The sequence below is a fragment of the Acidimicrobiales bacterium genome (assembly GCA_035540975.1).
GTDB lineage: Bacteria > Actinomycetota > Acidimicrobiia > Acidimicrobiales.
This window is the reverse complement of sequence record DATLFN010000078.1, coordinates 1-10,862: the sequence shown is the minus strand read 5'-3', so window position 1 is coordinate 10,862 and position 10,862 is coordinate 1. Positions and strand designations below refer to the sequence as shown.

Sequence of the window (10,862 nt, the reverse complement as noted above, 5' to 3'; positions counted from 1 at the left end):
CCGCCGGACCGCGCCCCGCCCGCCCGCTGCGCCGCCCGTCGGCTCTCCGGCTGCTTCCGCCGCGGCGGCGGGCACGCCGTCCGCCGCCACACCGGAACCCCCCCCGCCTTCGGACGAGCCGCCGGTTCCGTCGCGCGGTCGGGCCAACGGCGCCCAGCGCGCCGCGCCGCGCCCGAGCGTCGTGCGCGACCTGGCCATCATGACGATGACCGCCCTGCGACTGTTCCGGAAGGGCCGGTGACGACCGTCTGGGCGCGCGGCCGGGGGGTGGCGTGGCGGCGAGTGTCGGGCGGCGCCGTGCTGCTGCCGCCGGCGGCCGACGAGCCGATCCTCGTCACGGGGCCGGGCGCTGCGGTGTGGGAGCTCCTCGCCACGCCGAGCGATCTGCCCGCGCTGGCGGAGACCATCTCCACTGAGTACGGCGTGAGCGCCGACCGGGTGGGGAGCGACCTCACGCCGTTCCTCGAGGCACTGGCCGACTGCGCCGTGGTGACCCGCTCGGGAGACGACCGGTGACGGCGGTGGCGGACGCCGTGGCCGTTGCCGTCGCCGCCTACGGGCTGCAGGGCACGCTCGCCAACCTTCCCGACGTCCCCCTCGCCCCCGGCGACTGGGCGCCGCTCATCGAGCGCGTGCGGCGCGAGCGCATGCCCGGGCTGCTCGTCGCCGCCATCGCCGACGGCGCCTTCCCGGTGCTCCCGGAGCAGCGAGAGGAGGCGGCGGAGGCGCACGTGGCGTCGATGTGCAAGGCGGTCCTGCTCGAGCGGGACCTGCTCGGCTCCTTCGAGCTCCTCGCCTCGGCGGGCATCCCTTGCCGGGTGCTGAAGGGGTCCGCCGTGGCCCACCTCGACTATCCCGACCCCGCCCTGCGGTCCTTCGGTGACCTCGACCTCCTCGTGCCCTCGGAGCACTTCGACCGGGCGGTCGAGCTCTTCGTCGGCCGCGGCGACCACCGCCAGTTCCACAGTCCCCGCCCCGACTTCGACCGCCGCTTCTCCAAGGGGACCAGCTTCATCACGCCGTCCGGGCGAGACCTCGACCTCCACCGCACGTTCGTCTCCGGGCCCTTCGGGCTCACCGTCGAGCTCCCCGACCTGTTCGAAACGGCCAGCCCGTTCGTGGTCGGCGGCGAGACGCTGCTGGCTCTCGGTCCCGAGGAACGCTTCCTGCACGCCTGCTTCCACGCCGCCCTCGGCGACATCCCGCCCCGGCTCGTGGCGGTGCGCGACGTCGCCCAGATCCTCCTGCACACCCCGCTGTCGCAGGAGCGGGTGCTGGAGCAGTGCCGCCGGTGGCGGGCCGAGCCGGTGGTCGCCCGGGCCGTCCTGCTGGCGTGGGAGACGCTGAGGATCGCCGACGTCGTGGCCCTGTCGGTGTGGGCCGCCCGCTACCGGCCGGACCCGGCGGAGCGCCGGGCCATACGCGTCTACACCGACGAGAGCGCGACGTACTCCGCGCAGGCGGCAACCGCCCTGTGGGCCATCCCCCGCCTGTTCGATCGCGCCGCCTACCTGCGCGCTCTGCTGTTCCCCGACCGCCACTACCTGGCGCCGCGCGATCGCGGCTACGTGACCCGGGTGCGCCGAGGGTTCTCGACGCTCCGCCAGTGGGGCGTGCGGACATGACGGTCAAGGCAACCGGCGCGGCCGAGGTGCCGTCGTTCCGCGCCGTGGGTGTCACGTTCACGGTGGCCGCCGCGCACCACGACGTGCGGGCGCACCTGCTCGAGGTGCTCCATGCCTTCAGGGCGCCGGTCGACCCGGCCCGGGTGTACACCGTCCTCGACCGGGTCGAGGGGACGCGCCGGGAGTTCGAGCTTCACCTCGACGACCACCACCTCATGAGCTCGACGTCGGCGTCGGAGGTGGTGCGCGACCTCGTCCGGAGCCTCAACCGCGAAGTGGTGTCGGCGAGCCCCGAGCTCGTCTTCCTCCACGCGTCCGCCGTCGAGCTCGGCGGCGCGGCGGCCATCTTCCCGGCGAGCATGGAGTCGGGGAAGACCACGCTCGCCGCCGGGCTCACCCGCGCCGGCCTGCGGTACGTGACCGACGAGCTCGTCGCCGTCGACCCCGCCGGTATGGTGATCCGGCCGTACCCCAAACCGTTCTCTCTCGACCCGGGGTCGTGGCCGCTGTTCGCCGAGGCGCGACCGGCGGCGCCGGACGAACTGCTCGACATCCAATGGCAGGTGCCCCCCTCGGCGTTCGGCCCCGAGTCGGTCGCCGCGGAGTGCCGCCCCGGCGTCGTCGTCTTCCCCCGCTACGAGCAGGGCGTGGAAACGGCGCTGTACCCCATGTCGCCGGCCGAGGCGATGATGACGCTCGCCGGCAACGCCCTCAATCTCCGCGAGTCGGGCGCGACGGGCGCCCGCACCCTCGCCGAGATCGCCGACCGCTGCCCCGCCTACCGCCTCGACGTGGGCGACCTGGACGAGGCCTGCCGCCTCGTCTTCGACCTCCTCGGCGTCGAGCGCCCGGCCATCCTCGCGGGGGACGCCCGGTGAGCGACACGACCGCCGACAACGGCGTGGGCCTCGACCTTGTCGCCGAGCGCCGGCCGTCGGTGCACGCCTTCCCCTTCGGGCCCGAGGTCGTCCTCTACGAAGACGCCAACGGGACCCTTCACCACCTCAACCCGCAGGCAGCCCTCGTGTGGCGCTGCCTCGACGGTTCCGGGCCGCTCTCCGAGCTGGCCGCCGACCTGTCCGAAGCGTACGGCGTCGACCGGGCGACGGTCGAGGGCGACGTGCTCGGCATGGTGGGCCATCTGGCCCGCAGCGGGCTGCTGTCGGGCGTCGGCCCCGGCGCCGAGCCGCCGGCGGAGCCGCTCAGCGGACCGGCGCCCTCGTTCCTCTCGGACCCGCCCGCACCCTGAGGCGACGAGCTCGACCGCCTCGGGTGGGCGGCCACGACCGGCTTCCGGCTGGGCGACGTCCACATCGGCGTCCGGTCGGCGACGACTGCCATGGACGATCTGCTGCGCGACCTCCTCGGCGCCTTCGTGGCCGAAGTGGACGGCGCCCCGCCCAACTTCTCGGTGTCGGTGCGCGACCAGCCGGCCGATGCCCGCATGCCCCGCCCGGTCCACACGCTCCACCGCGGCACCCGGACGGTGGCACGGTCGCGCAACCCGGGACGGATCGTGCGGGCGCTCCTGCGGCACCTCGACTCCGTCGCCCACCCCCCCGGCGCCGGCCTTCTCGCCGTACGCGCCGTACCGCTGGTGGCCGGCGACCGCGCCGTGCTCGCCCCGGGAAAGATGGGGACGGACCTGGCGGCCGCCCAGCCCCACCTGCGGCGGGCCGGGCTGCGCCTGGCCGACGTCCCCCACGCCACCGTCGACCCCGAACGGGGCGAGCTGGTCGTGCCCGACGTGCGTCTCGACCTGCGACCGTCCGGGCTGCGCCGGCTGGAGGAGCTCGACCGGTCGGCCGACGATGACCCGCCGGTGCCGCCCGGCCGGTACCCGCTGGTGGCATGGGCGTTCGTGGCCGGTGAGCCGATCGGCGAGATGCCAGCCCGGCGGGGCCGCCTCTGGGCGTACCCCACGGTCGTGGACGCCCCCGGCGTGGAGACCACCCTGTCACTGCTCGACCGCGTGCTGGAACGGACGGCCGCCGTGTCGGTCCCGTCCGGCGTCCCGGCGCAGGTCCGCCACCTGGCCGGCTTCGCCCGCCCGTCCTAGGCGCGCGCCGGTGTGCGGCATCGCAGGCGTGCTGGACCCCGGGCGGGCGACGTCCGCTGACGTGCTGGCGGGCACGGCGGCCGCCATGGCCGAGCGGCTCCGCCACCGGGGGCCCGACGACGACGGCGTCTGGGTCGACGGAGCCGCCGGCGTCGCCCTCGGGCATCGCCGCCTGTCGATCGTCGACCTCTCGGTGGAAGGCCGGCAGCCGATGGTGTCGCCGTGCGGCCACTACACCCTGGTGTTCAACGGCGAGATCTACAACCACCGAGCGCTCCGGGCCGACCTCGCCCGTGAGGGGGTCGCGTTCCGTGGCCGGTCGGACACCGAGGTGGCGCTGGCCGCCATCGCCGCGTGGGGGCTCGCCACGGCCCTGGAGCGCTTCAACGGGATGTTCGCCTTCGCGCTGTGGGACGCCACCGCCGGGGAGCTGGTGCTGGTGCGCGACCGACTGGGGGAGAAGCCCCTGTACTACGGGCGGGCGGGCCGGCACTTCGTGTTCGCGTCGGAGCTGAAGGCGCTGCGGGCCCACCCCGACTTCGACGCCGGGCTCGACCGGGGCGCCCTGGCGCTGTACCTGCGGTACACCTACGTCCCGTCCCCCCACACGATCCTGCGCTCGGCCCGCAAGCTGCCCGCCGGGACGGTGCTGCGGGTGCCGGGCCGGGCGGGCCCGGCGGCGGGCGAACCCGAGCCGTTCTGGGACCTGGCCGCTGTCGTGGCCCGCTGCGCCGGCGACACGGTGGCGTGGTCCGAGGACGAGGCGGTCGAGCGCCTCGACGCCGTGCTGCGCGACGCCGTCGGCCTGCGCATGCACGCCGACGTCCCCCTCGGCGCGTTCCTCTCGGGCGGTGTCGACTCGTCCACGGTCGTCGCGCTCATGCAGGCCCAGAGCGCCCGGCCGGTGCGCACCTTCACCATCTCCTCGCCCGACGCCGGCTTCGACGAATCGGCCCACGCTCGGGCGGTGGCCCGCCACCTGGGGACCGATCACACCGAGATCGAGCTCGGCCCCGACGAGGCGCTCGACCTCATCCCCTCGCTCCCCGAGCGCTACGACGAGCCGTTCTCGGACCCGTCGCAGCTCCCCACGACGCTGATGTGCGTGGTGGCCCGGCGGCACGTGACGGTGTGCCTGTCGGGCGACGGCGGCGACGAGGTGTTCGCCGGCTACAACCGCCACGTCTACGGGGAGCGGGCGTGGCGGCGGGCCGCGGCCGTGCCGTTCCCGGCCCGCCGGGTGTTGGCCCGCGCCATCCTGGCCGGCGCCCCCTCGGCCTGGGACGCCCGGGTCGCCCGCTGGGGCCGGTGCCTGCCGCCCCGGCTGCGCGTGGCCAACGCCGGAGACAAGGCGCACAAGCTGGCACGGCTCCTGGGCGCCGCCGACGCAGACGACGCCTACCGGGCCCTGATCACCCAGTGGGAGCGCCCCCAGGACCTGGTCGGTGCCGGACCCGTCCCGACCACGCTCCTGGACGTCCCCGAGCGCTGGCCCCGCTTCCCCGACCTCACCCGGCGGATGATGTTCCTCGACACGGCCGTGTCACTGCCCGACGACATGTTGACCAAGGTCGACCGGGCCTCCATGAGCGTCGCCCTCGAGGTTCGGGTGCCGCTCCTCGACCACCGGGTCGTCGAGCTGGCGTGGCGGCTGCCGGGGCACATGAAGCTCGACCGGACCGGAGGCAAGCGCGTCCTTCGCCGGGTCCTCCACCGGTACGTCCCCGCCCCGATGGTGGACCGCCCGAAGCAGGGTTTCGACCCCCCGATCGGCGCCTGGCTGCGGGGGCCGCTGCGGGAGTGGGCCGAGGACCACCTGGCCGAGCGCGCCCTGCGCGACGCCGGCCACCTCGACCCGGCACCGGTTCGCCGTGCGTGGGCGGAGCACCTCGGGGGGACGCGCAACCGCGACTACGACCTGTGGACGGTGCTGATGTTCCAGTCCTGGCTGGCGGCGGCATGAGCGCTCCCGCCCAGGTGGGCGACGTGAAGGTGAGGGCCCGCCGGGCCCTGGGCCAGCTGGTGAAGGCCACCGCGGCGGCGGCGGACACCGTCGCCCGCCCGGCCGGGGGTGTCGTGGCGCTGCTCTACCACCGCGTCGGCGGCGGGTCGGGCCTGGAGCTCGACCTGCCCACGGCGGTGTTCGACCGCCAGATGGCCGCCCTGGCGTCGGGTTGCCGGGTGATGTCCTACGACGCGGCCGTCAACGCCCTGACCGCCGCTCCGCACTCCGGCACCGGCACCGGGGTGACGGTGACCTTCGACGACGGGACGGCCGACTTCGTCGACGAGGCGCTGCCGGTCCTGGTGCGGCACGGGGTCCCCGCCATCCTCTTCGTGGCCACCCAGTTCGTCGACGAGGGCAGGCCGTTCCCCCGGGGCGGCATCCCGCTGTCCTGGTCGGCCCTGGCCGACGCCGTGGCCACCGGCCTGGTCACCGTCGGGTCCCACACCCACCGCCACCGGCTGCTGGACCGCCTCCCACCGGCCGAGGTGGCCGCCGAGCTGGACCGGTCGATCGACCTCATCGAGGACCGCCTGGGCGTCACCCCGCGCCACTTCGCGTACCCCAAGGCCGTCGCCGCCGGGCCGGCGGCCGCCGCCGAGGTGCGCCGGCGGTTCCGGTCGGCGGCGCTGGCGGGGACGCGTGCCAACCGGTACGGGGCGACGGACCCGTACCGGTTGGCTCGCTCGCCGATCCAGGCGGGCGACGGGATGCGGTGGTTCCCCCGCAAGGTCGCCGGTGGGATGGCGTTGGAGGACCGGCTGCGGGCCCTGGCGAACCGCCGGCGCTACGCGGGGATGTCGACGTGAGGGCGCACCGGCGCGTCGTACACGTCACCACGACCGACATCAGCCTGGCGCTGCTGCTCGGCCCCCAGCTGAGCGCCTTCGCCGCCGCCGGGTACGAGATCGTGGGGGTCTCGGCGCCGGGGATGTTCGTGGCCGGGCTGGAGGCCGCCGGCATCCGCCACGTCCCGCTGCGCCACTCCACGCGCGCGATGGCGCCCGCCCGCGACGCCGCCGCCTTCGGCGAGCTGGTCTCGGTGTTCCGCCGGCTCCGGCCCGACCTGGTGCACACCCACAACCCCAAGCCCGGGATCCTCGGGCGAGTGGCCGCCAGGGTCGCCGGGGTGCCCGCCGTCGTCAACACGGTGCACGGGCTCTACGCCACCGCCGACGACCGCCTGGCGCGACGGGCCGTCGTGTACGGCCTCGAGCGGGCGGCCGCCGCGTTCTCCCACGCCGAGCTGGTGCAGAACGGGGAGGACCTCGGAACACTGGCCCGGCTGGGCGTGCCCCGGGAGAAGCTCGTACTCCTGGGGAACGGCATCGACCTGGCCCGCTTCGACCGCGCCCGTGTCCCCGACGAGGTGGTGGCCGCCCGGCGCGCCGAGCTCGGCGTGGGTCCCCGGGACGTGGTGTGCCTGGCCGTCGGCCGACTGGTGGGGGAGAAGGGCTTCCGGGAGCTGTTCGCGGCGGCCCGCCTGCTGCGGTCGGCCGCGCCGGAAGCCCGGGTCGTCGTCGTCGGCCCGGCGGACCCCGACAAGGGGGATGCCGTCCCGCCCGAGGAACAGCGCCGGGCGGAGGCGGCGGCCGGCGTCCGGTTCCTCGGCCTGCGCCACGACGTGGAGGCGCTCTACGCGGCGAGCGACGTGTTCGTGCTCCCGTCGTACCGCGAGGGGTTCCCCCGCTCCGCCATGGAGGCGTCGGCCATGGGCCTGCCCGTGGTGGCCACCGACGTGCGCGGCTGCCGCCAGGTGGTGGAGCACGGGCGGACCGGGCTGCTCGTGCCGCCACGCGAGGTCCCGTCCCTCGCCGCCGCCCTCGCCGGGCTCACCGGCGACGCTGCCCTCCGCCGGCGACTGGGCACGGCGGCTCGGGAAAAGGCGATCCGCGACTTCGACCAGCAGCGTGTGATCGACCTCACCCTCGCCGTCTACGACCGCCTGCTGGGGGGCGGCCGGCGGCGCCGGGCGGTGGCGGCGTGATCCGGACCGCGACCGAACCCGACGTGCCCTCCGTCGCCCGTCTGCACGCCTCCGAGATCGCCGACGGCTTCTTGTCGTCGCTCGGCCCACGCTTCCTGGCCTGCCTCTACCGCCGCATCGCCCGCCACCCCGGCACGGTCCTGCTCGTCGCCGACGACCACGGCGAGATCGTGGGGTTCGTCGCAGCGGCCGAGAGCACGGGCGCCCTCTACCGGTCGTTCCTCGCACGGGATGCGCTGCGCGTGGCGGTCGCCGCCGGGCCCCGCCTCCTCGGCGCGGCGAGGCGGGTTGTCGAGACGCTCCGCTACCCGGCCGGGTCGCACGCGGGCGCCTGCGCCGAGGTGCTCGCCGTGGCTGTGGCGCCCCGTGCGCGGGGTCGCGGGCTCGGTGGGGCGCTCGTCGCGGCGGCCACGGACGAGCTGGCCCGGCGCGGGCACACCGCCGTCCGCGTCGTCACGGTGAGCGGGAACGAGCCCGCGATCGCCCTCTACCGCAGGTGCGGCTTCCGGCGGGCGGGAACTCTGGTGCTCCACCGGGGAACGGCGTCCCAGGTACTGGAGCGCCGGTGATCCTGGTCCCGGTGGCGGCCTTCGCGATCGCCGTCACCGTCACGCCGCTGGCCGGAGAGCTGGCGCGCCGGCTCGGCGTCCTCGATCGCCCGGGGCCGTTCAAGGTCCAGCTGGAGCCTGTCCCCTACTTCGGGGGCCTGGCCGTGTTCGCCGCCGTCGCCGCCGTCGCAGGTCCGAGCCGGCCGGCGGTCATGGTGCCCCTCGCCCTCGCCCTCGCGCTGGGCCTGGTGGACGACGGGCGGGGCCTCTCGCCCGGCGTCCGCCTGGCCTGCGAATTCGGCGTGGGAGCGCTCGTGGCTCTGACCGTCGCCGGCAGCGGCGGCATGCTCGGGCTCGCGGCGGTGCTGGTCGTGGTCGTCCTGATCAACGCCGTAAACCTGCTGGACGGCCTCGACGGCATGGCGTCGGGAGTCGGGCTGGCGTCAGCGGCAGGTTTCGCGGCTCTGGTGGACGGCGACGGCCGGCGTCTCGCCCTCGCCCTGGGCGGTGCGCTGGCCGGGTTCCTGGTCCACAACCGCCCGCCCGCCCGCATCTACCTCGGCGACGCCGGGTCGTACCTGCTCGGCGCCGCGCTGGCGGTCCTGTTCGTCCTCGCCTGGTCGGAAGGCACCCGGCCGGGCGTCCCAGTGGCCGCCATCGCCATGGTCGCGGTCCCGGCGGGAGAGCTGGCGGCCGCCGTCCTTCGGCGGTGGGCGGCACGCCGGCCGCTGTTCACGGGAGACCGCGACCACGTCTACGACCAGCTGGTCCGCCGCGGGTGGCCCACGATTCGCACGACCCTGGTGTTCGCCGCCGCCCAGGCGGGGATGGGGCTCCTCGGCGTGGCGGCGGCGCGCCAGGGCCGAGTCGCCGCCGCCGCGATCGTGGGCGCCGGGGCGCTGGCCACCCTGGCCGCGGTGGTGGCGGGCGGCTTCCTGCGACCGGCCGACGCCGACGGCCCGGGGCCGCAGGGAGCCCGCCGGCCCTGACCCGCGCCCACCGCGTTTGCGGACGGTCAGCCGGCGTCCGCGCGGGCTGGCGGCCCGTCGGGCCGCCGCCAGATCAGGGCGTCAGCTGCCGACCGGGGTGGGGCAGAAGTTGTCGCTGACGACGACCGTCATCGAGTTCCCGCTGACGGAGATGTGGGGGCTGCCCGGCGTCTGCTGGCACGCCCCTGCTCCCGAACCGCACTTGGCGGCCACCCGGAGGATCCTGCATCCCGGGTCGAGGACGATCGTCACGTTGCCGTTGTTGTCGACCACCGCGCTGGCGACGTCGGCGCACGACCCGGCCGGCGTGCTCCCGAAGAAGTCGCCGCAGTCGGGTGTGGCACCGGTGCCCGAACTGCAGCCGGCGAGCAGGTCGCAGCCCGACGTGGTGTTGGCGTCCGAGCACCCCTCGGGGACCTCGAACTTGATGCCCCGGGGGCCGGCTCCGCAGTCGTAGACGAGGGCGATGAACGAGATGTCGGTGCGGCCGCCCCCGTAGGTGACGGCCTGGGCGAACGCCGGGGCGGACAGGCTCTGGATGACCGGGACCGCCCACACGGTCCCGCCGACGACGGCGCTGCGCTTGAGCAGCGACCGCCGCGAGATGCCGATGTTGCTCGCCGTCGTGTCCTCGACCTGCATGGAGGCTCCTCCCTTGACCGGTGTGGTGTGTGTTGCGGTTCCGTCGTAAGGCCTGGGGCCACCGCTTCGTGATGGTCCACCCGTCTTGCGCCGCGCAAACGCGGAGCTTCGTTTGGGCAGGTTGCGTACCCGGGGTCGGATGATCCCGCGAACGCGCTCGTCTTGCGCCCCCACCCGTCAGCTAAATGAGACAATCGGTATTTTACCAGGACATGGTCTCGAGTTCCAGACCATTTCCTCGGAAGGCTTCACTGGCGTTCCCACCCTTGCTGTCCGGCGGCAGTGGTCATCTCGTTGCGGAACCATTCGACGGTCTTCCGCAGCCCGTCGGACAACACCACCGGCCGCACGTCCGGGAACAGCTCGCGCAGGCGGGTCTGGTCCGCCTGCGATGCCGGCACGTCACCGGGGCGTCGCGGCAGCCGCTCGACGGGGAGCCGGCGCCCGAGGATGACCTCAAGCTCGGCGATGGTCTCGAGCAGGGAGACCCGTGAGCCGAAGGCGAGGTTGACCGGCCCGGGGCTCGACACGCGCCGCAGCACGGCGTCGACCAGCACGGCCACGACCGAGTCGACGAAGGTGAAGTCGCGGGTCTGGGAGCCGTCGCCGTGGAGGGGGAGCGGGCGGCCGTCGACGGCCGCCGACACGAAAGCGGGGATGACGGCGGCGTAGGCGTGGTGGGCCGGCTGGAGGGGGCCGAAGACGTTGAAGAACCGGAACACCAGCACGTCGAGGGCGAAGCAGGCGGCGTGGGCCAGGGCGTACGCCTCCGCCGCCAGCTTGCTCGCCGCATAGGGGCTCATGGGCATCGGCACCAGGCCCTCGTGCTTGGGCAGCTCGGGGTTGGAGCCGTAGACCGACGACGACGAGGCCACGACCAGCGCCGGCCCGCGCGCCCGGCGGACGCCCTCGAGCACCTCGAGGGTCCCCGTGGCGTTGGCGACGTGGGTCGCCAACGGGTCGTCGATGGACCGGGGCACCGAAGGGCGCGCCGCCAGGTGCACCAC

13 protein-coding genes are annotated in these 10,862 nt (G+C 75.1%); 11 read left to right on the top strand and 2 right to left on the bottom strand.

The window, feature by feature from the left end; translation table 11 throughout:
- The 11 genes from VM242_09195 to VM242_09145 all read left to right on the top strand — a co-directional run.
- A partial coding sequence (locus tag VM242_09195) for a hypothetical protein (protein HVM05336.1) occupies positions 1 to 241 on the top strand: 241 nt, incomplete at its 5' end.
- Positions 238 to 516, top strand: coding sequence for a PqqD family protein (locus tag VM242_09190; GenBank protein HVM05335.1), 279 nt, complete (start codon positions 238 to 240; stop codon positions 514 to 516). The genes VM242_09195 and VM242_09190, both read left to right, overlap by 4 nt.
- Positions 513 to 1,625 carry a nucleotidyltransferase family protein gene (locus tag VM242_09185; GenBank protein HVM05334.1) on the top strand — a complete coding sequence of 371 codons (1,113 nt, stop codon included), beginning with the start codon at positions 513 to 515 and terminating at the stop codon, positions 1,623 to 1,625. The genes VM242_09190 and VM242_09185 overlap by 4 nt, the downstream gene beginning before the upstream one ends.
- The gene (locus tag VM242_09180) at positions 1,622 to 2,503 is read left to right on the top strand and encodes a hypothetical protein (protein HVM05333.1); all 882 of its coding nucleotides are present in this window, start codon (positions 1,622 to 1,624) and stop codon (positions 2,501 to 2,503) included. The genes VM242_09185 and VM242_09180 overlap by 4 nt, the downstream gene beginning before the upstream one ends.
- Entirely contained in the window at positions 2,500 to 2,874 is a 375-nt protein-coding gene (locus tag VM242_09175; protein HVM05332.1) for an HPr-rel-A system PqqD family peptide chaperone, read from the top strand. The genes VM242_09180 and VM242_09175 overlap by 4 nt, the downstream gene beginning before the upstream one ends.
- A gap of 90 nt (positions 2,875 to 2,964) precedes the next feature.
- Positions 2,965 to 3,684, top strand: coding sequence for a hypothetical protein (locus VM242_09170; protein ID HVM05331.1), 720 nt, complete (start codon positions 2,965 to 2,967; stop codon positions 3,682 to 3,684).
- Positions 3,685 to 3,694: 10 nt separating this feature from the next.
- A complete protein-coding gene (asnB, locus tag VM242_09165) occupies positions 3,695 to 5,647 on the top strand; it encodes an asparagine synthase (glutamine-hydrolyzing) (GenBank protein ID HVM05330.1) in 1,953 nt (650 codons plus the stop codon).
- On the top strand, positions 5,644 to 6,498 hold the full coding sequence (locus VM242_09160) for a polysaccharide deacetylase family protein (GenBank protein ID HVM05329.1): 855 nt from the start codon (positions 5,644 to 5,646) through the stop codon (positions 6,496 to 6,498). Before asnB ends, VM242_09160 begins: the two co-directional genes overlap by 4 nt.
- Positions 6,495 to 7,676 carry a glycosyltransferase family 4 protein gene (locus tag VM242_09155; protein HVM05328.1) on the top strand — a complete coding sequence of 394 codons (1,182 nt, stop codon included), beginning with the start codon at positions 6,495 to 6,497 and terminating at the stop codon, positions 7,674 to 7,676. The genes VM242_09160 and VM242_09155 overlap by 4 nt, the downstream gene beginning before the upstream one ends.
- On the top strand, positions 7,673 to 8,245 hold the full coding sequence (locus tag VM242_09150) for a GNAT family N-acetyltransferase (GenBank protein ID HVM05327.1): 573 nt from the start codon (positions 7,673 to 7,675) through the stop codon (positions 8,243 to 8,245). The genes VM242_09155 and VM242_09150 overlap by 4 nt, the downstream gene beginning before the upstream one ends.
- Positions 8,246 to 8,256: 11 nt before the next feature.
- Complete coding sequence (locus VM242_09145; protein HVM05326.1) at positions 8,257 to 9,213, top strand: MraY family glycosyltransferase; 957 nt, start codon at positions 8,257 to 8,259, stop codon at positions 9,211 to 9,213.
- Positions 9,214 to 9,294: 81 nt separating this feature from the next.
- Here VM242_09145 and VM242_09140 read toward each other — a convergent pair whose 3' ends face one another.
- Positions 9,295 to 9,855, bottom strand: a complete 561-nt coding sequence (locus tag VM242_09140; GenBank protein HVM05325.1) for a hypothetical protein — start codon at positions 9,853 to 9,855, stop codon at positions 9,295 to 9,297.
- Positions 9,856 to 10,103: 248 nt separating this feature from the next.
- Positions 10,104 to 10,862 (bottom strand): NAD-dependent epimerase/dehydratase family protein (locus tag VM242_09135; protein ID HVM05324.1); only part of this gene is annotated, 759 nt, incomplete at its 5' end.

Bases quoted from the DNA above. Each gene is read 5' to 3' on its own strand.
- VM242_09180 (HVM05333.1), top strand. From the start codon at position 1,622: ATGACGGTCAAGGCAACCGGCGCGGCCGAGGTGCCGTCGTTCCGCGCC.
- VM242_09170 (HVM05331.1), top strand. From the start codon at position 2,965: ATGGACGATCTGCTGCGCGACCTCCTCGGCGCCTTCGTGGCCGAAGTG.
- VM242_09160 (HVM05329.1), top strand. From the start codon at position 5,644: ATGAGCGCTCCCGCCCAGGTGGGCGACGTGAAGGTGAGGGCCCGCCGG.
- VM242_09140 (HVM05325.1), bottom strand. From the start codon at position 9,855: ATGCAGGTCGAGGACACGACGGCGAGCAACATCGGCATCTCGCGGCGG.